The organism is Streptosporangium sp. NBC_01639, from assembly GCF_045209755.1.
Taxonomy (GTDB): Bacteria; Actinomycetota; Actinomycetes; order Streptosporangiales; family Streptosporangiaceae; genus Streptosporangium.
On sequence record NZ_CP109272.1, the window covers coordinates 4,028,855 to 4,051,883 of the forward strand.

The following is a 23,029-nucleotide window of genomic DNA, read 5'->3' on the forward strand; positions in this document are numbered from 1 at the left end:
TCAGGTGTTCGCCGAGCTGCTCGATACACTGCGCTTCGACCCTCGCCAGGCTCTCCCGGTAGCCCATGAGGATCATCAGAGCACAGGGGTACGACACATTCGCCTTCACCTCAGGTCTTCAACCGCGACTCCAGACCGGAGACACGCTCACGAAACTCCTCGATCCGCTGCCGAGGCACGGATGTCACAGCCGGCGGTTATGGTCCTCACCCGACCTGACCCTTTCCGGTGGAGGCTCCATGAGCGACGCGTACTCACCCATCCCCGAGCTGAACTTGCTCAAGGAACTGCAGGAGCGGCTCGCGGGACAGTACTTCGCTGCAGGCTTCGAGCTGTTCGACTACGACGACGACCTCGACTGGTTCTGCGGAATGGCGGATCCGGAGTACCTGGACCGGCTGATTTACTTCGCCTATGCCACCAGTTCCGGTTCGTACTATGCGCTGTGGCGCTGCGACGACCGCACTGACCTCGCCACCCTGCCCGTCATCTTCTTCGGCGACGAGGGCGACCTCCGTGTCGACGCGCGTGGCCTGCGAGAGTTGTTCCGGTTGCTCGCCTGCGAGCCGGAGGACCCGGAGGACCGCCGCCCAGGGCGCCAGGAGTATCTCGCATGGCTGAACCAGAACTTCGGGCTCGCCCCGCCTGACCACGCCGACGACATCACCTGGCCGGCCATGAACGAGTACGGCCCACGATTCGCCGACTGGGTACGGCTCGCGACGCGCAACGCCGTCGATATGACTCTTCCGTAGCAGCGGGCCGCTTTGCCCCAGGGATGAAACTTGTCGCCGGAAACGACTCAGGTCCAAGACCGACACCGGGCGAGCCGGGCGGTCCTGGACCAGGATTCGACCATCTCCGCAGGTCTACGCGTCGCCGGAGGTCAGGCCGATCGGACATGAGACGCCGGTGCCGCCCATCGTGCACTGCCAGGTGGCCCTCAAAGCCCGACGATCTTGACGGTTTTCCCGCAGAGCTTGCTCATGTCGTCTTCGTCGGAGGTGAGGATGAGAACCGGCTTCACCGCACGGAGCGCCGTAGCGGCTACGACAGCGTCGATGGCGTACTTATGGCCGTGAAGCCGACTGCCACGCAGCAACTCGATCGCACGCGAACAGATCTCCTCGGTCACCGGTTCGATCCTCAGCCGCGACAGATACCACCTGAGGCGATCACTTTTCACGCGTACATCTTGAGCCTCGATCTGCGTCATCGCGCTGACGACGACCCGGAAGTCGTTGTCCTGCGCCTCCCGTACGATCGCGGTCACCCGCTGGTTGGCCTCACACCACTTGACGAGCCCCTCGCAGTCCAGGACGACGGTGCCCGCACTCAGCTTGCTTCGTGCGTGCGCCACCCATCCTCCTCCAGAAACTCGGGCGCGGACTTCACGCTGCGGAACAGCTCAGCCGCCTCATCGCGAAACGCCTGCGGGATCGGCCCTGAGGCTGCCTCGTTCGCCTGCAGTGCCTCCTCCAGCAGATCACGCTCAATCTGACGTTCCACCGCCGCATCCACGTACGCGGAGAATCCGCGCGCTCCAACACGTTCCCTGACCGCCCGGATGTTCCCCGAGCGCAGGGAGACGCTCACCTTGGCCGCCGGACCGTCCCCCGGCCCGAAGTCCCGCTCAGGCGTGCTCATACGACTAGTTTACTACTCGAAGTAGCAATTCTTCCTGATGTTGAGCCTACTCCCCTGCGGTCGTTGGCCCGGTCGGACAGGATCACTCGGACGGGTCACCCGGCTTGACGTTGGTGCCCCCGATCCCGCAGTAGCCCCCGGGGTTCTTGAAAAGGTACTGCTGGTGGTAGGCCTCTCACTCAGGCAACAATTCCTGTGGATGTCCCCATGGCACAGGCTCGATCCTCGGGAAGCGCCTCTCGTACGGCAGGCCATCACGGATCTGGTCAGTGGGTGCTCGCTGCATTCGATCGCGAACCAGTGGCAGACTCCGACGCCATCCCGGAGAACGGCGGGAGGGATGCCGCATGAGCAACGGCCCCTCCTTCTCCCCTGACGTGCTCGCCGCCGTACAGCGCGCAGCCATGCCGGACTTCGACCGGTGGCAACGTTCGAGCTTGTCGGCGTCCCGGGCGCAGACCGCTTCGAGGCTGGTCTTCTCCTCATACTCACCGACCGCACCGCTCACCATCTCCGCCACCGGCTCCGGAACACCGCGCACCTGGTCGGCGGTGACCTCCTCGTTCGGCGCTGCCTTCAGGTATCGCTTGCCGATGCAGGGGATGTCGGTGATTGCATTGCCGCCGGAGTCTTGACTTCGGGGGTCAGCCCCGCAGGGTGGCGATAGCCTTCTCGATACGCTGCCGGCGCGTCTCGGGCTTCTTCGCGCCCTCGATGGCGCGTACATGCTCACGTTTGTGGCTGTACGCGAGAGCGTCGTACGCAGCGCGGGTGACGGGGTCGGCGTCCAGAGCCTGTCCGAAGTCCTCTGGCTCGACGACGACGCGCGGCTCGGTGTCGAGCTCCAATTCGACCTCGACCTCGTCGCCGATCGCAACACCTGCGGCCCGCCGGTTGGCATTGCTGAGACCGAGCAGGTGGCGGCCACGCAGGAGGGCGATCCGACTCTTCCAGGAGTGCCCGTTGACTGTGATCGTCGCGTGCGGCCGCGGGCCCCCGCCGAGCGCTGCTACCACCTCGGACGGAACTTCTAAGCCCCGCATGGGCTCAGGTGGCTCAACGTGGGCTCGAAATTTCATGATCTTCTCCTGTTCGTCCTGCCGGTTCACCGGCACTCGGGGTCACAGCCATCCGGGACGGTAGCGACAACGCGCCCCACCATCCCGGACGGCTGTGTGACAAAGTTCGCGGCTACTCCGCGTAGGGCTGGTCGGTGCCCTCGGCGCTGTAGCCGAGGCTCCAGATGTAGCCGTCCGGGTCGGCGAAGGTGCCGCCGTACCCGCCCCACGGCAGAGCGCCGGCGGGCTTGAGGATCGTGGCGCCGGCCTTCTCGGCCTCCGCCATGACCTCGTCGACCCGCGTCTCGCTGCGGACGACGTAGGTCAGGACCAGTCCGCTGAAGCCGCTGCCTTCCTGGTCCGTACCCACCTGAGCGGCCAGGCCTTCACGGCTGTAGAAGCCGACGGGCGAGGCGCCGTCCGATTCGAAGAACACCGAGATACCGAAGTCGCTCTGGATCTTCCAGCCGAGCCCCTCGGTGTAGAACTGCTTGGCCCGATCCATGTCCCGGACGCCCAGAAGGATCGAGCTGACGTGTGCCTTCATGTCTTATTCCTTTACAGATATGGTTATGTGGTGCATGGGTGGTCATGTGCCCGGCCGGGCATCCAGGCAGGGCCCGGACGCCACCCCGGCGCGTGTGTCACTTAACGGTAGAAGCGGCGGCCCGACCGGTGCTTCTTCAAACCTGACCGATGCCGCCGGTGATGATCGTTCCTTCCGTTGATGCCAGCGGTCGAGGGCCGCATAGGCGGGTCGCCACTGGTGCTGGTAGGCCTGGCGCGCCGGTTCGGTGAGTCGCGCCAGCATTGCGGCGACGGTCTGGTCGCTCGCGCCGTCCAGGAGCCACGGCAGGATTCTGGGTACGGCGGGACCGATCCGCTGGGCGTGGATCCACCCGAAGCGATTCCACTGCTCCTGGGTGACGGCCGCCTGAATCAGCGGAAGCGCCTGGTCCTCCTCGTGCCTGAGGTGTCCGGTGAGGCCGGTGACCAGGGAATCGGTGAGATCCCCGAGCCGGTCCAACCCGTCCTCGGACGCGGCCAGTACCTCATCGATCGCCTCGATGACCTGGTCGATGGCGGCGTGTTCCGCCTCCATCGCCTCCAGCAGCGTCAGATCGGCTGGCCGGTCGGCCAGGATCTGGCGCAGCATGGGCCACAGCACGTCGTCCTCAGCGGTGTGGTGGATGTGCAGGGAGGTCTTGAACAGCTCCCAGCCGGCGGCTGTGCGCAGGACGGCGCCCGGGTCGGCGCCGACCCGGGTGGTGACTCTGGCCAGGTGCTCGGCTTCCCGGCGCAGCGCGTCATGCATCGCATACATCGCCGTCATGTCGAGCGTGTCGCTCACGGCCAACTCCTTCGACGGGGCCACCACGTGCGGTTTTGGACGTCTCCTACTGTGGAGTGGCGGCGTGCCAGCATCAACGTGAGATTCCGAGCGATCCGATAACTTGGCGCTTATAACGCAACTAGGAACAACATGGAACTTAGGGACATCGAGATCTTTCTGACCCTGGCCGAGGAGCTGCACTTCGGCCGAACGGCCGCCCGGCTCCACGTGTCCCAGGCGCGGGTCAGCCAGGCGATCAGCCAGCAGGAACGCCGCATCGGGACCCCGTTGTTCGACCGCTCCAACCGCCGCCAGGTCCGCCTGACCCCGGTCGGCCGACAGTTGCGCGACGACCTGCTCCCGGTTTACGCGGGCCTACGCGAAAGCCTCGAACGCGCCCGGATGGCATCCCGCGGTATCAACGCACGGCTGCGGGTGGGCATGCTGCCCTTCAACGTCCCCGACCTGCATCCCTACTGGCGGGCATTCCGCGACCGGCACCCGCAATGGGAGCTGCAGTTGCGCCGCACCCCCTTCATCGACCCGTTCGCCGGGCTCCGCGACGGCGACATGGACGTACTGATCGCCTGGCTACCCGTGGAAGAACCCGATCTCACCGTGGGCCCGATCCTGTTCACCGACCCACGAGTCCTCGCCGTCTCCGCCGAGCACGAATTGGCCGGCCGGTCCTCCATACCCCTGGAAGCGCTCGGCGGCTTCCGACACGCCACCGCCCCCCACATGCCGGACTATTGGGAGAACAGCTACCTCCCCTTCCACACCCCGCGTGGCCAGACCATCGAACGGATCGAACCCATCGCCAACCCCGACGAGCTGATCAACCTGGTCAGCACCGGCGAGATCGTCCACAACTTCCCCGCCCACGTCACCCGATATTGGGCGATGGCGCACCTGCAGTGGCTACCCATGCCGGACATGCCACGCCTGACCTACGCCCTGATATGGCAGACCGAGGCCGAAACCGACCTGATCCGAGCACTCGCCCAGACGATCCACGACCTCGGCCCCGCCCACGGCTGAGCAACGGCCCGGCACAAATTTTCAGGTGGACCAATCACCCTGTTGGGCCCCTTCGAGGCGAGGTCAGAGGGTGCTGAACGGCTGTCGGTGACCGCCTGTGGTGGTGGACGTTGTCGTCACAGTTGTCGTCAACGCACCTGCTCGTTGCCTTGGATCGTGGTAGTCATCGATCGTCTGGCGGCCCGTCTTCGCTGAGGCGCGGACGGCGCCGGCCGGGACCGGCCGAAGAGCCGCAGCCCGGCCGGCGGGCCGACCGGCGCGCGACGCGGGCCGCCGTAGGCGGACCGCTTTAACCCTGTAGTGATACTTGTCGCCGAAAACGGCTCTGGCCCAAGATCGACACCGGATGCTCCGGGTGATCAAGGGCCAGGATCTAGTTAAACCCGCAGGTCTACGCGTCGCCGGAGGTCAGGCCAACCGGGCACGAGACGCCGGTCCCGCCGATCCCACAGTAGCCCCCGGGATTCTTGAAAAGGTACTGCTGGTGATACTCCTCCGCGAAGAAGTAGTCCCCGGCCGGGGCGATCTCGGTGGTGATCTGGCCGTGGCCGGCCTCGTTGAGCACCTTCTGGTAGGTGTCACGTGAGGCCAGGGCGGACTTCTCCTGCTCCGGCGAGTGGAAGTAGACCGCCGAGCGGTACTGGGTGCCTACGTCGTTGCCCTGACGCATGCCCTGGGTGGGGTTGTGAGCCTCCCAGAAGACGCGGAGCAGCTCCTCGTAGGACACCTTGGACGGATCGAAGACCACCCGGACGGCCTCGGTGTGTCCGGTCTGGCCGGTGCAGACCTCTTCGTAGGTCGGATTCCGGGTGTGACCGCCCTCGTAGCCGACCGAGGTGGACACCACGCCGGGGGTCTGCCAGAAAATGCGCTCGGCACCCCAGAAGCAGCCGAGGCCGAAGTCGGCGATCTCGCTCCCCTCGGGGTACGGCGGAGCCAGCGGGGCGTCGAGCACCGCATGACGGGCGGGCACCGCCATACGGGTGGAGCGGCCCGGAAGCGCGTTCTCCGGAGACACCATGGAAGTCTTGTCCGTGCCGAACAGCCAGCCCATTGCGGACCTCCTCTGCGAGCTTTCTGCCAGTGGAAACCATCGGAGGAGCCCCGATGTTCCCGTAAGCAATGCTTAACAATTGCGAAAGAACTGCTAAATTGTATTAAATAAGGTAAGCAGTCAAAATAAGCTACATGCCTGAATCGCGCCGTGGAGTCCTGTACGGCATCGCCGCCTACACCATGTGGGGCCTCTTCCCGCTGTACTGGCCGCTCCTGAAGCCCTCGACCGCCTGGGAGATCCTGGCCCACCGCATCGCGTGGTCCCTGGTCGCCGTCGTCGCCATTCTCGCGGTACGGCGTCACTGGTCCTGGTTCCGTGAGCTGCTGCGCACCCCGAAGAAGCTCGGCCTCCTCGCCCTGGCCGCAGTGATCGTCACGGTCAACTGGGGCGTCTACATCTACGCCGTGAACAGCGGGCATGTGGTCGAGAGCGCCCTCGGCTACTTCATCAACCCCCTGGTCAGCGTGCTCTTCGGCGTCTTCCTCCTCAAGGAGCGCCTACGCCCGTGGCAGTGGGGCGCGGTCGGACTGGGCGCCCTGGCCGTGGTCGTCCTCACCGTCGACTACGGCCGGCCGCCGTGGATCGCGCTGGTCCTGGCGGTCACCTTCGGCACCTACGGGTTGATCAAGAAGATCGCACAGGTCGGCGCTGCGGAGAGCATGACCATCGAGACGCTGGTGCTGCTGCTGCCCGCCCTCGGCTACCTGCTCTACCTGCAAGGACAGGGCACCGGGACCTTCGGGAGCATCAGTGCGGGCCACGCCCTCCTGCTGGCCGGCAGCGGTGTGATCACGGCCATTCCGCTGCTCTGCTTCACCTCCGCGGCGCTCCGGGTGCCGCTCACCACGATCGGACTGCTCCAGTACATCGCCCCCGTGCTGCAGTTCCTCGTCGGCGTGTTCGTCATCCACGAGGACATGCCGTCCAGCCGCTGGACCGGGTTCGCCATCGTCTGGCTGGCCCTTTCGGTCTTCACCTGGGACAGTCTCCGCGCCGCCCACCGGGCCCGCCGTACGGCACTGGAGACCGTGGCCGTCTAGCACGGAGGGCTCCGTCACACTGGGCGTACGGACTGTCACGTTTACCGGATGAGAGCGGCCCGGCCCTGTTATGGTTTACCCGTTCGGACCGGTCGGGGCCGGGCTGCCGCCTCCGCGGGCAGGGAGGCGGGCAGTCGCTCTCTCCGGGGCTGTAAGGGCCGCACGACGCTTGTGACGTGCAGAGGCGAGCTCAGCCGGAGCGCTCGACGACGTAGTCGCAGAGTGCGAGGTAGGCGGCACGGGCGGGAATGTCGGGAAGGCCCGACAGGTCCGCACGGGCGCGGTCCATCCAGGCGTCCAGCTCGGCGCGGGCGCGTGCCATGGCCGGGTTCGCGCGCAGCAGCCGGAGGGCCTCGTCGATGTCGTCCTCGGCCACCGGTCCGGCCAGCAGCTCGCGCAGGCGGGCGTCCTGCGGCGCGTCGGATGACAGGGCGTACAGCACCGGCAGGGTCCGGATGCCCTCACGCAGATCGGTGCCGGGCGTCTTGCCGGACTCAACCGAGTCGGAGGCGACGTCCAGCAGGTCGTCGCCGAGCTGCCAGCCGACGCCGATGGCCTCGCAGGCGCGGGTCAGCCGGTTGACGACCTCGGGCGAGGCGCCGCTCAGCAGGGCACCGAACCGGCCGGAGGTGGCGATCAGGGAGCCGGTCTTGTCGGCCAGGACATCGATGTAGTGGGCCACGAGGTCCTCGTCGGGGCGGGGCCCGATGGTCTCGCGGATCTGCCCCCGGACCAGGCGGGAGAACGTCTGGGCCTGGATCCGGATGATGTCGGCGCCGAGTTCGGCGAGGATCTCCGAGGCCTGGGCGAACAGGTAGTCGCCGGTCAGGATGGCCACGGTGTTACCCCAGCGGGCGTTGGCCGACGGGGAGCCCCGGCGCACCGGGGCCTCGTCCATGACGTCGTCGTGGTAGAGCGTCGCCAGGTGGGTCAGTTCGATGACCACCGCCCCGGGAACCACTCCGGCGGCGTCCGGCGAGCCGAACTGGGCGGCGAGCAGCACGAGCATGGCGCGGAACCGCTTGCCGCCCGCATCGATGAGGTGCTTGGACGCCTCCGTGACGAAGGCGTCCTCGCTCTCCACCGAGGTCCGGAGCAACTTCTCCACCTCGGCCAGTCCACTGGCGACGTCCTGCGCCAACCGCTCGTCGACGAACGGCAGGTCAACAACCGGTGGCGCAGCCATGAAGCCTTACTCCTCTAACGAATGAACAGCGCGGACGCAGCCTGGTCCGCCAGATCGAGCACCGGCTGCGGGAAAACCCCCAGCACTACGGTAGCCGCTGCCGCGAGGGCGACCACAGCTGAGGTGCCCACGGTGGGTGCGGCGATGGTCGGACCGTCGGCGGCCGGCTCGTTGAAGAACATCAGCACGATCACGCGGACGTAGAAGAACGCGGCGATCGCCGAGCTCACCACACCCACGATGACCAGCGGCAGCGCCCCTCCGGAGACCGCGGCGGCGAACACGGCGTACTTCCCGAAGAAGCCGCTGGTCAGCGGGATACCCGCGAAGGCCAGCAGGAAGAAGGCGAAGATGCCGGCCAGCACCGGGGACCGCTTGCCGAGCCCGGCCCACCGGGACAGATGCCCGGCCTCGCCACCCGCGTCGCGGACCATCGTGACGATCGCGAAGGCGCCGACCGTGGTGAAGCCGTACGCGGCCAGGTAGAACAGGATGGCCGACAGCGACTGGGTGTTCTGCGCGAAGGTGCCGATCGCGATCACGCCGGTGAGCAGGAAGCCCGCGTGCGCGACCGAGGAGTAGGCCAGCATGCGCTTGATGTCGGTCTGGGTGATGGCCAGGATCGCACCGACGATCATGGTCAGGATCGCGACGCCCCACATGACCGGCTGCCAGTTCCACTCCAGGCCGCCCAGGGCGACCCAGAAGACCCGGAGCACGGCGCCGAAGGCAGCCACCAGCACGGTGGAGGCCATCAGGGCGGTGACGGCGGTGGGCGCGCCCTGGTAGACGTCGGGCTTCCACGCCTGGAACGGCGCGGCACCGATCTTGAACAGCAGGCCGACACCGAGCATCGCGACGCCGATGTACAGCAGCGTGTCCTGGCCGGTGACCGTGCTGAGCGCGTCGGAGATGGCCTTCAGGTCGACCGAACCGGCGTAGCCGTACACCAGGGCCATGCCGTACAGGAAGAAGGCCGAGGAGAACGCGCCCAGCAGGAAGTATTTGACCGAGGCCTCCTGCGAGAGCAGGCGGCGACGGCGGGCCAGGCCGCAGAGCAGGTACAGCGGCAGGGACATGACCTCAAGGGCGACGAACATGACCAGCAGGTCGTTGGCCGCGGCGAAGAGCAGCATGCCGCCGACCGCGAAGAGCAGCAGCGGGTAGACCTCGGTCTGGACGTACCCGTTGCGGACCGCCTCCTCCTCGTCGGCGCTCCCCGGTACGGCCGCCGCCTGCGCGACGAACTGCTCGTCGTCGTTGACCAGCAGCACACTGACGAAGGCCAGGATGAGGATGATGCCCCAGATGAACAGGGAGGGTCCGTCGACCGCGACCGCGCCCATGGCGGCGGCCTTGTCCGGCAGGCCGTTCGCGGCCGTCAGGATGGTCGTGACGAACGCGCCGACCAACGCCAGCAGCGTGAGCGGCACATGGATCGACTTGCGCAGGTAGCGGGGCGCGAACGCCTCGACCAGCACACCGATGATCGCCGCGCCGAACACCACCAGCATCGGGGAGAGCAGCGCGTATTCGATCGTCGGAGCTTGGATGGTGCCGTTCACTGCCCGGCCCCCTTCTTGTCAGCGACGGCTGGGGTGAACTGGCTCACGTGGACGTTGGACAGAGTCTGGTCCACCGCCGGGTTGATCACGTTGAGCACCGGCGCGGGGAAGAAGCCGAGGGCGATGATCACCGCGACCAGCGGTGCCACCACCCACCGCTCCCGCGCGTTCAGGTCGGTGAAGCCCTTGACCGACTCGGCTGTCGGGCCGTTCATCGTCCGCTGGTACATCCACAGGATGTAGACGGCCGCCAGGACCACACCGCTGGTGGCGATGATCGCCGGGACCGCGTAGCGCTCGTAGGTGCCCATCAGGACCATGAACTCGCTGACGAACGAGGACAGGCCCGGCAGGGAGAGGCCCGACAGTCCGGCGATCAGGAAGGTGCCGGCGAGGAGCGGAGCGACCTTCTGCACGCCGCCGTAGTCGGCTATCTGGCTGGAACCCCGGCGGTAGATCAGGAATCCGGCGATCAGGAACAGCGCACCGGTCGAGAAGCCGTGGTTGACCATGTAGAGCGTGGCGCCCGCGCCTCCGTGCGAGGTCATCGCGAAGACGCCCAGCGCGATGAAGCCGAAGTGCGAGATGGAGGTGTAGGCGATCAGGCGCTTGATGTCGGTCTGGCCGATCGCCACGATCGCGCCGTAGACGATGCCCACGACCGCCAGGACGATCACCAGCGGGGTGAAGAACTTCGCCGCGTCCGGGAACAGCTCCAGGCAGAAGCGGAGCATGCCGTAGGTTCCGACCTTGTCCAGCACGCCGACCAGCAGCACCGCGGCGCCGGCCGGGGCCTGCGCGGCCGCGTCGGGCAGCCAGGTGTGGAACGGCCAGAGCGGCGCCTTGACCGCGAACGCGACGAAGAAGCCGAGGAACAGCCACTTCTGCGTGGTCGGGTCCTGGATGACCCCGATCAGCTCGGGGAACATGAACGTGCCCTTTTCGGCGATCACGTAGAGCGCGATCACCGCGACCAGCATGAGCAGCCCGCCGAACAGCGAGTAGAGCAGGAACTTCACAGCCGCGTAGGACCGCTGGGCGCCGCCGTACGATCCGATCATGAAGTACATCGGGATCAGCATGGCTTCGAAGAAGACGTAGAAGAGGAAGACGTCGGTCGCCGCGAAGACGCCGATCATCATCGCTTCCAGCACCAGCAGCAGCGCGAAGTAGGTCTTCACCGACCGCTTGGGCGGGGCCGCGGCCCCGGTGCCGTCGGCGTCGTGCCAGGAGGCCAGGATCACGATCGGCACGAGCACCACCGACAGCGCGATCAGCACCAGGGCGATGCCGTCCACGCCGACGCCGTAGTGCACGCCGAACCGGGGAATCCAGTCGTAGACCTCGGCGAACTGGAAGCGCGTCGCCGAGGTGGGGTTGAACTGGGCCGCCACCACACCGGTCAGTACCAGCACGACCAGCGAGACCACCAGGGCCGCCTGCTTGGCGAGCTTGTCACTCTTGGTGAGGGAGACCCCGACCGCGCCCAGCACGGGCACGGCCATCAGGATCGAGAGCCAGGGCATCACATGTTCCCTACGTAGAGCAGCGCGCCAACGACCACGGCGGCACCGAAGAGGATGGACAACGCGTAGGACCGCACGTAGCCGGTCTGGATGCGACGCAGCCGTCCGGAGGTCCCGCCGATCCCCGCGGCCAGCCCGTTGACCAGGCCGTCGATGCCGCGGTTGTCCACGAACACCGCGATCCGGGCCAGCCACTGGCCGGGGCGCATGAACAGCGTCTCGTTCAGGGCGTCGCCGTACAGGTCACGACGGGCGAACGTGGTGAGGAACGAGCCGCGGGGGGCGACCTGGGGCACCTCGGCGGAGCCGTACCGGAACCAGGCGAAGACGACGCCGACCGCGACCAGGGCGAGCGTGGCCAGACCGGGGACGCTGAAGGCGTGGAAGCCGGGCAGCTCCTCGGGCAGGCCGACGGCCGGGGCGAGGAACTTCATGAACCGGTTGCCCAGGATCAGGAAGGCGCCCAGGAAGACCGAGCCGATGGACAGGATGATCAGCGGCACGGTCATGACCGAGGGCGACTCGTGCGGGTGCGCGTCGTCGGCCCAGCGCTTCTTGCCGAAGAAGGTCATGAAGATCATCCGCGACATGTAGAAGCCGGTGATGCCGGCGCCCACGACCGCGAGCCAGCCCAGGATCTCGTTGTGCTCCATGGCCGTCTCGATGATGCCGTCCTTGGTGAAGTAACCGGACAGCAGCGGGAAGCCGATGATCGCCAGGTAGCCGACGATGAAGGTGATCGCGGTGACCTTCATCACCGGGAACAGCCCGCCGTACCGGCGCATGTCGACCTCGTCGTTCATGGCGTGCATGACGGAGCCGGCACCGAGGAACATGTTGGCCTTGAAGAAGCCGTGCGTGATCAGGTGCGCGATGGCGAAGGCGTAACCCGCCGGGCCGATGCCCGCGGCGAGCATCATGTAGCCGATCTGCGACATCGTCGAGCCGGCCAGGCCCTTCTTGATGTCGTCCTTGGCGCAACCGATGATCGCACCCGCGAGCAGCGTGGCCACGCCGACGATCGTCACGACGAGCTGCGCGGTCGGGGCGACCTCGAAGAACGCGCCGGAGCGGACGACCAGGTAGACACCGGCGGTGACCATGGTCGCGGCGTGGATGAGGGCCGAGACCGGGGTCGGGCCCTCCATCGCGTCCAGCAGCCACGACTGCAGCGGGAGCTGGGCCGACTTGCCGCAGGCACCGAGGAGCAGCAGCAGGCCGATGGCGGTCATCGTGCCGTTGGGGGCCTCGCCCGCGAGCGGGAAGACCTCCTTGAAGGCGACCGAGCCGAACGTCGTCCAGACCGTGAAGATCGCGATCAGCAGGCCGAAGTCGCCGACCCGGTTGACGATGAACGCCTTCTTGGCGGCCGCCGCCGCGGTGGGCTTGAACTGCCAGAACCCGATCAGCAGGTAGGACGCGAGACCCACGCCCTCCCAGCCGACGAACAGGCCGACGTAGTTGTCGGACAGCACCAGCAGGAGCATCGCCGCGACGAACAGGTTCAGGTAGGCGAAGAACCGGCGCCGGTCGGGGTCGTGCGACATGTAGCCGATCGAGTAGATGTGGATCAGCGATCCCACACCGGTGATCAGCAGCGCGAAGCTGATCGACAGCGGGTCGATCAGCAGGTTCATGTCGACGACGCCGGGGATGAAGATGAAACGCTCGGAGAGATCGACCGCCTGGCGACGTTGGTCCTCGGGCAGGCCGAGCATCTCCAAGAAGGAGAGAACGGCCACCACGAAGGAGGCCACCACCATGGCGACACCGAGGAAGTGACCCCAGCGGTCGGTACGGCGTCCGAACAGCAACAGGATCGCGGCACCGAGCAGCGGCAGCGCGATCATCAGCCAGGAGACCCCGATCACTCCACCGGAGTGCGGGACGATCTCAACAGGAGATTGCACCGGCCACCTCTTAGTACTTCAGCAGGTTGGCGTCGTCCACCGACGCGGACCTGCGGGTTCGGAAGATCATCACGATGATGGCAAGGCCGATAACGACCTCCGCCGCGGCCACCACCATCACGAAGAACGCGATGAGCTGGCCGTCCAGGTTGCCGTGCTGCCTGGCGAAGGTGACGAACGCGAGGTTGCAGGCGTTGAGCATGAGCTCCACGCACATGAACACCACGATCGCGTTGCGTCGCACCAGCACGCCGACGGCGCCGATCGCGAACAGCAGCGCGGAGAGCACCAGGTAGTGAGTGGTCACTTGCTGTCCTCCTGCTGAAGCGCGTCCTTGGCCTGGACGGGCTTGTCGGCCAGGTCGGGCTCCTCATCCTGCGCGGTGTCCTTGTCCAGGACCTGCCTGATGAGTGCCGCCTTCGCCGGGTCGGTGGGCGCGAAACCGTCCTCGATCTCGTGCCGGGCGAGCACCCGGTTGATCGACTTGACCGAGACCGAGCCGTCGGGCAGCAGGGCCGGCATGTCGATCGCGTTGTGCAGGGCGTAGGTGCCCGGGCCGGGCAGCGGCGACGGCTGCGGACCGGTGAACCGGGCGCGGGCCAGGTCGCGCTGGGTGGCCTTGGGCTGGGTCCGCTCACGGTGGGCCAGGACCATCGCACCGAGCGCGGCGGTGATCAGCAGCGCCGAGGTGACCTCGAAGGCGAAGACGTGCCTGGTGAAGATGAGCTGCGCCAGAGCCGGAACGTTGCCGCCCGCCCCCTTCACGGCGCCGTCCATGCCCACCGCCGGGGTGAACACCGTGTTGCCGACGCCCAGGGCCAGCAGGGCGGCGAAGCCCAGGCCCGCGACGGCCGCCCAGAAGCGCTGCCCCTTGATCGTCTCCACCAGCGAGTCGGCGGAGTCCACGCCGACGAGCATCAGGACGAACAGGAAGAGCATCATGACCGCGCCGGTGTAGACGATGATCTGCACCGCGGCGAGGAAGGGCGCGTCCTGGACGGCGTAGAGCACCGCGAGGGACAGCATGACGACACCCAGCATGAGGGCCGAATAGACGGCCTTGCGGCTGAAGACGAGCCCGAGGGCGGCCGCCACCGAGACGACCGCCAGCACCCAGAACGTGATGGTCTCACCCATTGTTACGTCCCAGCCGGTAGTAGTCCTCTTCGGTCTCGCCCAGCCGCATCGCGTGCGGAGGGACCTCCATGCCGGGACCGAGCGGCGCGAGGAGCATCTCCTTGGTGTAGATGAGGCTCTCGCGGCTTGAGTCGGCGAGCTCGTACTCGTTGGTCATGGTCAGCGCGCGGGTGGGGCAGGCCTCGATGCAGAGGCCGCACAGGATGCACCGCAGATAGTTGATCTGGTACGTGCGCCCGTATCGCTCACCCGGCGAGAACCGCTCCTCGTCGGTGTTGTCCGCACCTTCGACGAAGATCGCGTCGGCCGGACACGCCCAGGCGCAGAGCTCACAGCCGACGCACTTCTCCAGGCCGTCGGGCCAGCGGTTGAGCTGGTGCCGGCCGTGGAAGCGCGGAGCCGTGGGCCGCTTCTCCTCAGGGTAGTTGACCGTCTCGACCTTCTTGAACATGGTGTGGAAGGTCACGCCGAACCCCTTGACGGGGTTCAGCCAATCAGTTAGTCCCACTGGGAACCTCCTTGCGCTCTACCCCGTGGTAGTGCGGCAGGTCGAGCGGCGGCACAGGGAAACCACCCGCGGCCGGCTCGGCGTCGAGCCGCTCGAACTCGGCTTGGACCTGAGCGGCCTTTTCGTCCTTGCGCTTCTGCAGCACGCTGTCGAAACGCCACCAGATGACGATGCAGCCGACGAGCACGAGCGCGGCCAGGATCATCACCAACGACCGGTTGGCGCCGTCCGTCTGCATGGCCCTGACGGTGGCGACCAGCAGGATCCAGCCCAGGTTGAGCGGGATGAGGACCTTCCATCCCAGGGCCATGAGCTGGTCGTAGCGGACGCGCGGCAGCGAGGCGCGGCACCAGACGAAGAAGGAGAAGACCAGCACCATCTTCAGGAAGAACCACAGCAGCGGCCACCAGCCGGTGTTCGCCCCGTCCCACATGGAGATCGGCCACGGGGCCCGCCAGCCGCCCATGAACAGGGTGATCGACACGGCGGACACCACGAAGACGTTGACGTACTCGGCGAGCATGATGACGGCGAACTTCAGCGAGTTGGAGTACTCGGTCTGGAAGCCGCCGACCAGCTCGCCCTCGCCCTCGGGCAGGTCGAAGGGGACCCGGTTGGTCTCGCCCAGCATCGTGACGATGTAGATCAGGAAGGACGGGATCAGCAGGATCATGTACCACGAGGGCATCGGGATGCTGAGGCCGCCCAGCGTGAGCGTGCTGCCGTTCGCCTGAGCGGCCACGATCTCCGAGGTGGACAGCGTCCCGGCGTACAGGAACACGCCCACGAACGACAGGCCCATCGCGATCTCGTAGGAGACCACCTGCGCACTGGCCCGCAGGCCGCCCAGGATCGTGTACGGAGAGCGCGAGCCCCAGCCCGCGAGCACGATGCCGTACACGCCGATCGAGGCCATCGCCAGCACCAGCAGCACGGCGACCGGCAGGTCGGTGAGCTGCAGCGGCGTCTTGACGCCGAACATCGAGACGATCGGCCCCATCGGGATGACGGAGAAGGCCAGGAAGGCGGGGACCGCGAGGACGACCGGGGCGATGAAGTAGATCACCTTGTCCACGGTCCGCGGCATCAGGTCTTCCTTGAGCCCCATCTTCAGGCCGTCGGCCACCGACTGGAGCAGGCCGAACTTACCGGCCCGGTTGGGACCGTAGCGGTTCTGCATGCGGGAGATGAGCTTGCGCTCGAACCACACGCCGAAGAGCACGCCCAGCATCAGGACGGCGAAGATGACGACGGCCTTGATGATGCTGATCCAGACGGGGTCCTTGCCGAAGTCGGCAAGGGTCGGATCGGCCGCCGCTAGAAGAGTCCGGGCATTCATTGGTCGCTCACCGTTCCTCGTTCGCGTCGTGGGCGGCCGCCGGGCCGGAGGCTCGCTCCGGAGACGCCGTCTCGCCGGCCACTGCGCTCATTGCGTCGGGTCCGCTCGCGAGGACACTCCCGATCCTGACGATGTCCCCGGCCGTGGCGCACAGGTCGCGGGTCACCGAGCGGCCCGCGGAGTTCGCCGGCAGCCAGACCACCCTGTCGGGCAGGTCGGCGATCCGGACCGGCAGGCTCAGCGAGCCCTGCCCCGTGGTGATGGTGACCTTGTCGCCGTCGACGACCCCGGACTCGGCCGCGGTGGCGGCCGAGATCAGGGCCTCGGACGTCCGGGACGTGCCCGCGAGGTACGGCTCGCCGTCCTGCAGGCGACCGTCGTCGAGCAGCAGGTGCCAGGTGGCCAGGACCGCCTCGCCCGCCTTCGGGGCGGCGGTCGCCCGGCCGCGCGCGGTCGGGGCCGCGGCCCGGGAACCGCGCCACGCGCCGATCGAGCTGAGCTCGCGGCGGGCGGCGGCCGGGTCCGGCAGACCGAGGTGCACGTCCATGTGGTCGGCGATGGCGGAGACGGCCCGCAGGTCGCTCATGATCCCGGGGACCGGGAGCGCCTCCGCGAACGTACGGCCGCGGCCCTCCCAGTTGACGAACGTTCCGGCCTTCTCGGTCACCGTGGCGACCGGCAGCACCACGTCGGCGCGGTCGGTGACCGCGCTGGCGCGCTGCTCCAGGCTCACGATGAACGGGGTGTTCTCCAGGGCCGCCAGGGCGGCCTCGGGGTCGGCCAGGTCGTAGGGGTCGACACCGGCGACGACGAGGGCGTCGAGCTCCCCGTTCAGCGCCGCCGCCAGGATGGCGGAGGTGTCGCGGCCCGGTGTATCGGGAAGCGAGGCGACGTTCCATGCCCTGGCCACTTCGGCGCGGGCGGTCTCGTCGGCGGCCGGACGGCCGATCGGCAGCAGGTTCGGCAGCGCTCCGGCCTCGATCGCGCCGCGCTCACCGGCCCGGCGCGGGACCCAGGCCAGGCGGGCGCCGCCGGCCTCGGCCAGCCGTACCAGCGCGGACAGTGCGCCCGGAGCCGTGGCGAGCCGCTCACCGGCGAGGATGATCGTGCCCGGCTGCCTGACCGCCTCGGAGAGCGGCGAGACGCCGGAGATCAGATCCTCGACCGCCGCGGCCTCGGCGCCGGGCAGCGTGCGTACCAGCGTGCCGCCCATCTTGGCCAGCGACTCGGTGGCGAACGGCGCGATCGAGAAGACCTTCAGGCCCTTCTTCCGCCACGCCTTGCGCAGGCGCAGGAAGACGATCGGCGACTCGTCCTCGGGCTCGAAGCCCACCAGGAGCACGGCCGGAGCCTTCTCCAGGTCGCGGTAGCGGATCTCGATGCCCTTGCCCGCGACGGCGTGCGCCAGGAACTGCGCCTCCTCCGCGGAGTGCGGCCTGGACCGGAAGTCGACGTCGTTGGTGCCGAGCGCGATCCGGGCGAACTTGGCGTAGCCATAGGCCTCTTCGACGGTGACCCGACCGCCGACGAGCACACCGGCGCTGCCGCGGGCGGCGGCCAGGCCCTTGGCCGCGGCGGCGAGCGCCTCGGGCCAGGAGGCCGGCACCAGGTGGCCCTCCTCGTCACGGACGAGGGGGGTCTTCAGCCGGTCGGGCTGGGTCGCGTAGCTGAAGGCCCAGCGGCCCTTGTCGCAGTTCCACTCCTCGTTGACCTCCGGGTCGTCCCCGGCCAGCCGCCGGGTGACCTTGCCGCGGCGGTGGTCGGTGCGGAGCGAGCAGCCGCTGGCGCAGTGCTCGCACGCGCTGGGCGTGGAGACCAGGTCGAACGGACGGGCCTGGAACCGGTAGGCGGCGCCGGTCAGCGCGCCCACCGGGCAGATCTGGATGGTGTTGCCGGAGAAGTAGGACTCGAACGGCTGCCCGTTGGCGGCGCCGACCTGCTCCTTGGCCCCGCGCTCGAAGAAGTCGATGAGCGGGTCTCCGGCGATCTCATCGGAGAAGCGGATGCAGCGGGCGCACTGGACGCAGCGCTCGCGGTCGAGCAGCACCTCGGTGGAGAGCGCGACCGGCTTCTCGAAGGTGCGCTTCTTCTCCTCGAAGCGGCTCTCGCCCTGGCCGTTGGACATGGCCTGGTTCTGCAGCGGGCACTCGCCGCCCTTGTCGCAGACCGGGCAGTCCAGCGGGTGGTTCAGGAGCAGCAGCTCCATCACCCCGCGCTGGGCCTTCTCCGCGACCGGGGAGGTGAGCTGGGTCTGGATGACCATGCCCGGAGCGACCTCGATGGCGCAGGAGGGCTGCGGCTTCGGGAAGCCCCGGCCGTTGCCCGCGTCGGTGATGTCCACCAGGCACTGGCGGCAGTTGGCGGCCGGCTCCAGCAGCGGGTGGTCGCAGAACCGGGGGATCTGGATTCCGAGCAGCTCGGCGGCCCGGATGATCAACGTGCCCTTCGGGACGCTCACCTGGAAACCGTCGATCGTGACGGTCACCAGATCTACCGGCACCTGGGCCGGTGTCGTCGCTTCGACGGTCATGGCGCCTCCTCCGTCGGCCCCGGGACCGAGACGGTGCTGTGCTTGCTGGTTGCCTCGCTCACTTGTCCCCCCACACCGTGGACGGAGCGTGATCGAACGGGCAGCCGCCGATCTCGAAGTGCTTGAGGTATTCGTCGCGGAAGTATTTCACCGAGGAGTGGATGGGGCTGGTGGCACCGTCGCCCAGGGCGCAGAAGGAGCGGCCCAGGATGTTGTCGGCGATGTCGGTGATCGTGGTCAGGTCCTCCTCGGTGCCCTGACCCTTCTCCAGCCGCTTGAGCACCTGCTTGAGCCAGTAGGTGCCCTCCCGGCAGGGAGTGCACTTGCCGCAGGACTCGTGCGCGTAGAACTCGGTCCACCGCAGTACGGCGCGGACCACGCAGGTGGTCTCGTCGAAGATCTGCAGCGCCCGGGTGCCGAGCATGGAGCCCTTGGCGCCAACCGACTCGAAGTCGAGCGGGACGTCCAGGTGCTCGTCGGTGAAGATCGGGGTGCTCGATCCGCCCGGGGTCCAGAACTTGATCCGGTGCCCCTCGCGGATCCCGCCCGCCATGTCGAGCAGCTCGCGCAGTGTGATGCCGAGCGGAGCCTCGTACTGGCCGGGACGGGTGACGTGGCCGCTCAGCGAGAAGATGCCGAAACCCTTGGACTTCTCGGTGCCCATCCCCGCGAACCAGTCGGCCCCGTTGGAGATGATCGAGGGAACGCTGGCCACGGACTCGACGTTGTTCACGACGGTGGGCGAGGCGTAGAGGCCCGCCACGGCCGGGAAGGGAGGCTTGAGCCGAGGTTGGCCGCGATAGCCCTCCAGCGAGTCCAGCAGCGCCGTCTCCTCGCCGCAGATGTAGGCGCCCGCCCCGCTGTGGACCACGAGCTCCAGGTCGAAGCCGGAACCGAAGAGGTCCTTGCCGAGCAGGCCCGCCTCGTAGGCCTCGGCCACGGCCGCCTGCAGGCGGCGGATGACGTGCAGCACCTCGCCGCGGACGTAGATGAAGGCGTGGCTGGCACGGATCGCGTACGAGGTGATGATGATGCCCTCGACCAGCGCGTGCGGGTTGGCCATCATGAGCGGGATGTCCTTGCAGGTGCCCGGCTCGGACTCGTCGGCGTTGACCACCAGGTAGTGCGGCTTGCCGTCGCCCTGGGGGATGAAGCCCCACTTCATGCCGGTGGGGAAGCCCGCGCCGCCACGGCCGCGCAGGCCCGAGTCCTTGACGGCCTGGATGACGGCGTCGGGATCCATGCCCAGCGCCTTCCTGGCCGCCGCGTAGTCGCCGTAGCCCTCCAGGGTGAAGGAGTTGGGCTGGTCCCAGTTCGCGGTGAGGACCGGAGTGAGAGTCGTCATGGTGCCTCTGGGGCCTTCCATCCGTTGGCCTTAGCGACCTTGAGTCCTTCGAGGGAGGGACCGTTCGCCGAGGGGCCGTCACCGGCCAGACCGTCGGGCAGACCGGACAGCACCCGCGAGGCCTCCTTGAAGGTGCAGAGCCTCTTGGGCCCGCGGGTCGGCGAGATCTCCTTGCCGTCCCGCAGGTCGTCGACGAGCTGCTTGGCCGAGTCGGGGGTCTGGTTGTCGAAGAACTCCCAGTTGACCATCATCACCGGGGCGAAGTCGCAGGCGGCGTTGCACTCGAGCCGCTCCAGCGAGACCTTCCCGTCCGGGGTCGCCTCGTCGTGGCCGACGCCGACGTGCTCCGACAGCTCGTCCCAGATCTGGTCGCCGCCCATGACCGCGCACAGCGTGTTGATGCACACGCCGACGTGGTAGTCGCCCATCGGCTTGCGCTTGTACATCGTGTAGAAGGTCGACACGCCCACGACCTCGGCCTTGCTCAGGCCGAGCATCTCGGCGCAGAACTCCTGGCCGTCGTCGGAGACGTAGCCGTCCTCCGACTGCACCAGGTGCAGCAGGGGCAGCAGCGCCGACCGGGGCTTGGGATAGCGGCCGATGATCTCCTTGGCGTCTCGTTCCAGACGCTCCCGGACTTCCGGTGTATAGCCCGTGCTCATGGTCGCGCTCCCCTCCTCATTCGCTACGCGGACGGCCTCGTTCCTCGGCCGGCCACTGCGCTCACTCGTCGGCTCGCCGCTCACCGGTCCACACCTCCCATGACAGGGTCGATCGAAGCCACTGCCGAGATGACGTCGGCGACCATGCCGCCCTCGCACGTCGCGGGCATGGCCTGCAGGTTCGTGAAGGACGGGTCGCGGAAGTGCACCCGGTAGGGCCGGGTGCCGCCGTCGCTGACCACGTGGGCGCCGAGCTCGCCGCGGGGCGACTCGACCGAGGCGAAGGCCTGCCCGGCCGGCACCCGGAAGCCCTCGGTCACCAGCTTGAAGTGGTGGATCAGCGCTTCCATCGAACCGCTCATGATGTGCGCGATGTGGTCGGGCGAGTTACCGAGACCGTCGGGGCCGAGCGCGAGCTGCGCGGGCCAGCCGATCTTCTTGTCGTCCACCATCACCCGGCCGCCCTTGAGCGGCCCGGACAGACGGTCCAGAGCCTGCTCGATGATCTTGAGCGACTCCTCCATCTCGGCCATGCGCACGAGGTAGCGGCCGTAGACGTCGGCGGTCTTCTCGGTCGGGACGTCGAAGTCGTAGGTCTCGTACCCGCAGTAGGGCTGCGACTTGCGCAGGTCCCAGGGCAGGCCCGCGGCCCGCAGCATCGGGCCGGTGACCCCCAGCGCCATGCAGCCGGTGAGGTCGAGGTAGGCGACGTCCTTGGTGCGGGCCAGGTAGACCGGGTTCGCGTCGAGCATCTTGCGCATGTCCTTGATACGCCCCGGCATGACCTTGAGCAGCTCGCCGACCTTGTCCACGGCGCCGGCCGGGAGGTCGACCGAGACGCCGCCGGGCCGGATGTAGGCCATGTTCATCCGCAGGCCGGTGATGTACTCCATCACGTCGAGCACCATCTCGCGCTCGCGGGACCCGAAGAGGAACGGCGTGGTCGCGCCCAGCTCCATGCCGAAGGTGCCGATGGCCACCATGTGCGAGGAGATGCGGGTGAGCTCCATCATCATCACGCGGATGGCCTGGGCCCGCTCGGGGACCCGGTCGGTGATGCCGAGCAGCTTCTCGACGCCCATGCAGTAGGCGGTCTCGTTGAAGATCGGCGCGAGGTAGTCCATCCGGGTGACGAACGTCGTCCCCTGGGTCCACGTCCGGAACTCGATGTTCTTCTCGATGCCGGTGTGCAGGTAGCCGATGACCGTGCGGGCCTCGGTGACCGTCTCGCCGTCCAGGTTCAGGATCAGGCGGAGCACGCCGTGCGTGGACGGGTGCTGCGGGCCCATGTTGATGACGAGCTGCTCGTCCTGCTGGCCGGAGAGGGTCTCGACCAGCTCCGTCCAGTCGTTGCCGGAGACGGTGTAGACCTTGCCTTCGGTTGCTTCCTCATGGGGAGCGGTCACTTGTACGACCTCCTCTCGTCCGGCGCGGGAACCTGGGCGCCGCGGTATTCGACCGGGATGCCGCCCAGCGGGTAGTCCTTGCGCTGAGGGTGACCATCCCAGTCGTCGGGCATCATGATGCGGGTCAGCGCCGGGTGGCCGTCGAAGACGATCCCGAAGAAGTCCCAGGTTTCCCGCTCGTGCCAGTCGTGGGTCGGGTAGACCGGAACGGTGGAGGGAATGTGCGGGTCGGCGTCGGGGCAGGACACCTCGACGCGCAGGCGCCGGTTGTGCGTGATCGAGCACAGGTGGATCACCGCGCGCAGCTCCTCACCCTCCAGGTGGGGATAGTGCACGCCGGAGACGCCGAGCGAGAGCTCGAAACGCAGGGCCGGGTCGTCGCGCAGGATCCTGGCGACCTCCAGCAGGCGTTCGCGCTTGACGTGGAAGGTCAGCTCGCCGCGGTCCACGACCACGCGCTCGACCGCGTCGCCGAGATCGCCGCCCAGTGCCCGCTCCAGCTCGTCGGCGACGACGTCGAAGTAACCGCCGTAGGGGCGGGCGGAGGACAGCTGGGGCTTGCGCCGTACGACCAGGCCTCCGTAACCGGAGGTGTCACCGGATCCTGAGGCGCCGAACATCCCCAGATGGGCGATCGGCTCCTCCGGAACCTCGGGGAGATTGTCCGCAGTCATCAGTCGCTCACCGCTCCTCATCCGCTGCGCGGGCCACTCTTACCTCGCGGACCGCTGCGCTCACC

General features: G+C 67.8%; 23 protein-coding genes. 4 read left to right on the forward strand and 19 right to left on the reverse strand.

The genetic code is table 11. From position 1 onward, the window contains the following. Positions 1-239 precede the first annotated feature (239 nt). The gene (locus OHA77_RS18215; protein ID WP_326819474.1) at positions 240-755 is read left to right on the forward strand and encodes a hypothetical protein; all 516 of its coding nucleotides are present in this window, start codon (positions 240-242) and stop codon (positions 753-755) included. 188 nt (positions 756-943) lie between these two features. Here OHA77_RS18215 and OHA77_RS18220 read toward each other — a convergent pair whose 3' ends face one another. Next, positions 944-1,360, reverse strand: a complete 417-nt coding sequence (locus tag OHA77_RS18220) for a type II toxin-antitoxin system VapC family toxin (protein ID WP_406319227.1) — start codon at positions 1,358-1,360, stop codon at positions 944-946. Then, positions 1,336-1,647: a hypothetical protein gene (locus OHA77_RS18225; RefSeq protein WP_406319228.1), complete on the reverse strand. Its 312-nt coding sequence runs from the start codon at positions 1,645-1,647 to the stop codon at positions 1,336-1,338. Before OHA77_RS18225 ends, OHA77_RS18220 begins: the two co-directional genes overlap by 25 nt. A gap of 347 nt (positions 1,648-1,994) precedes the next feature. Here OHA77_RS18225 and OHA77_RS18230 point away from each other — a divergent pair, with 347 nt between their 5' ends. After that, positions 1,995-2,282, forward strand: a complete 288-nt coding sequence (locus tag OHA77_RS18230) for a hypothetical protein (protein WP_406319229.1) — start codon at positions 1,995-1,997, stop codon at positions 2,280-2,282. A gap of 9 nt (positions 2,283-2,291) precedes the next feature. Here OHA77_RS18230 and OHA77_RS18235 read toward each other — a convergent pair whose 3' ends face one another. The 3 genes from OHA77_RS18235 to OHA77_RS18245 all read right to left on the reverse strand — a co-directional run bounded on the left by OHA77_RS18235 (position 2,292) and on the right by OHA77_RS18245 (position 4,056). Then, the gene (locus tag OHA77_RS18235; RefSeq protein WP_406319230.1) at positions 2,292-2,756 is read right to left on the reverse strand and encodes a YdeI/OmpD-associated family protein; all 465 of its coding nucleotides are present in this window, start codon (positions 2,754-2,756) and stop codon (positions 2,292-2,294) included. 82 nt (positions 2,757-2,838) lie between these two features. Continuing rightward, positions 2,839-3,252 carry a VOC family protein gene (locus OHA77_RS18240; RefSeq protein ID WP_326819469.1) on the reverse strand — a complete coding sequence of 138 codons (414 nt, stop codon included), beginning with the start codon at positions 3,250-3,252 and terminating at the stop codon, positions 2,839-2,841. 42 nt (positions 3,253-3,294) lie between these two features. Next, positions 3,295-4,056, reverse strand: a complete 762-nt coding sequence (locus tag OHA77_RS18245) for a hemerythrin domain-containing protein (RefSeq protein WP_406319231.1) — start codon at positions 4,054-4,056, stop codon at positions 3,295-3,297. A gap of 132 nt (positions 4,057-4,188) precedes the next feature. Between OHA77_RS18245 and OHA77_RS18250 the strand changes: the two genes are divergently transcribed. Next, positions 4,189-5,079 carry a LysR family transcriptional regulator gene (locus OHA77_RS18250; protein ID WP_406319232.1) on the forward strand — a complete coding sequence of 297 codons (891 nt, stop codon included), beginning with the start codon at positions 4,189-4,191 and terminating at the stop codon, positions 5,077-5,079. Between the two features lie 391 nt (positions 5,080-5,470). Here OHA77_RS18250 and msrA read toward each other — a convergent pair whose 3' ends face one another. Continuing rightward, positions 5,471-6,133 (reverse strand): peptide-methionine (S)-S-oxide reductase MsrA, encoded by a 663-nt coding sequence (msrA, locus tag OHA77_RS18255; RefSeq protein ID WP_406319233.1) that lies wholly within the window; start codon positions 6,131-6,133, stop codon positions 5,471-5,473. 134 nt (positions 6,134-6,267) lie between these two features. On the opposite strand from msrA, the gene rarD reads away from it, so the two are divergent. Beyond that, positions 6,268-7,176: an EamA family transporter RarD gene (gene rarD / locus OHA77_RS18260; protein WP_406319234.1), complete on the forward strand. Its 909-nt coding sequence runs from the start codon at positions 6,268-6,270 to the stop codon at positions 7,174-7,176. A 190-nt stretch (positions 7,177-7,366) separates the two neighbouring features. Here rarD and OHA77_RS18265 read toward each other — a convergent pair whose 3' ends face one another. The 13 genes from OHA77_RS18265 to OHA77_RS18325 form a co-directional block, all read right to left on the reverse strand. Further along, entirely contained in the window at positions 7,367-8,362 is a 996-nt protein-coding gene (locus OHA77_RS18265; protein WP_326819464.1) for a polyprenyl synthetase family protein, read from the reverse strand. 14 nt (positions 8,363-8,376) lie between these two features. Next, positions 8,377-9,876: an NADH-quinone oxidoreductase subunit NuoN gene (gene nuoN, locus OHA77_RS18270; protein ID WP_326826974.1), complete on the reverse strand. Its 1,500-nt coding sequence runs from the start codon at positions 9,874-9,876 to the stop codon at positions 8,377-8,379. A 47-nt stretch (positions 9,877-9,923) separates the two neighbouring features. Then, positions 9,924-11,453 (reverse strand): NADH-quinone oxidoreductase subunit M, encoded by a 1,530-nt coding sequence (locus OHA77_RS18275; RefSeq protein ID WP_326819463.1) that lies wholly within the window; start codon positions 11,451-11,453, stop codon positions 9,924-9,926. Further along, complete coding sequence (nuoL, locus tag OHA77_RS18280; RefSeq protein ID WP_406319841.1) at positions 11,453-13,303, reverse strand: NADH-quinone oxidoreductase subunit L; 1,851 nt, start codon at positions 13,301-13,303, stop codon at positions 11,453-11,455. The genes OHA77_RS18275 and nuoL overlap by 1 nt, the downstream gene beginning before the upstream one ends. A 70-nt stretch (positions 13,304-13,373) precedes the next feature. Continuing rightward, the gene (nuoK, locus tag OHA77_RS18285) at positions 13,374-13,670 is read right to left on the reverse strand and encodes an NADH-quinone oxidoreductase subunit NuoK (protein WP_326819462.1); all 297 of its coding nucleotides are present in this window, start codon (positions 13,668-13,670) and stop codon (positions 13,374-13,376) included. Further along, a complete protein-coding gene (locus OHA77_RS18290; protein ID WP_406319235.1) occupies positions 13,667-14,500 on the reverse strand; it encodes an NADH-quinone oxidoreductase subunit J in 834 nt (277 codons plus the stop codon). The genes nuoK and OHA77_RS18290 overlap by 4 nt, the downstream gene beginning before the upstream one ends. Further along, on the reverse strand, positions 14,493-14,951 hold the full coding sequence (nuoI, locus tag OHA77_RS18295; RefSeq protein WP_246467002.1) for an NADH-quinone oxidoreductase subunit NuoI: 459 nt from the start codon (positions 14,949-14,951) through the stop codon (positions 14,493-14,495). The genes OHA77_RS18290 and nuoI overlap by 8 nt, the downstream gene beginning before the upstream one ends. A 43-nt stretch (positions 14,952-14,994) precedes the next feature. After that, positions 14,995-16,347 carry an NADH-quinone oxidoreductase subunit NuoH gene (gene nuoH, locus OHA77_RS18300; protein WP_326819460.1) on the reverse strand — a complete coding sequence of 451 codons (1,353 nt, stop codon included), beginning with the start codon at positions 16,345-16,347 and terminating at the stop codon, positions 14,995-14,997. 7 nt (positions 16,348-16,354) lie between these two features. Then, positions 16,355-18,877: an NADH-quinone oxidoreductase subunit G gene (locus tag OHA77_RS18305; protein WP_406319237.1), complete on the reverse strand. Its 2,523-nt coding sequence runs from the start codon at positions 18,875-18,877 to the stop codon at positions 16,355-16,357. Between the two features lie 58 nt (positions 18,878-18,935). Then, positions 18,936-20,222, reverse strand: coding sequence for an NADH-quinone oxidoreductase subunit NuoF (gene nuoF / locus OHA77_RS18310; RefSeq protein ID WP_406319238.1), 1,287 nt, complete (start codon positions 20,220-20,222; stop codon positions 18,936-18,938). Further along, positions 20,219-20,884, reverse strand: coding sequence for an NADH-quinone oxidoreductase subunit NuoE (gene nuoE / locus OHA77_RS18315; RefSeq protein WP_406319239.1), 666 nt, complete (start codon positions 20,882-20,884; stop codon positions 20,219-20,221). Before nuoE ends, nuoF begins: the two co-directional genes overlap by 4 nt. Positions 20,885-20,964: 80 nt before the next feature. Next, complete coding sequence (locus OHA77_RS18320; RefSeq protein ID WP_406319240.1) at positions 20,965-22,290, reverse strand: NADH-quinone oxidoreductase subunit D; 1,326 nt, start codon at positions 22,288-22,290, stop codon at positions 20,965-20,967. Beyond that, positions 22,287-22,964, reverse strand: a complete 678-nt coding sequence (locus OHA77_RS18325) for an NADH-quinone oxidoreductase subunit C (protein ID WP_326819456.1) — start codon at positions 22,962-22,964, stop codon at positions 22,287-22,289. Before OHA77_RS18325 ends, OHA77_RS18320 begins: the two co-directional genes overlap by 4 nt. Positions 22,965-23,029: the final 65 nt, after the last annotated feature.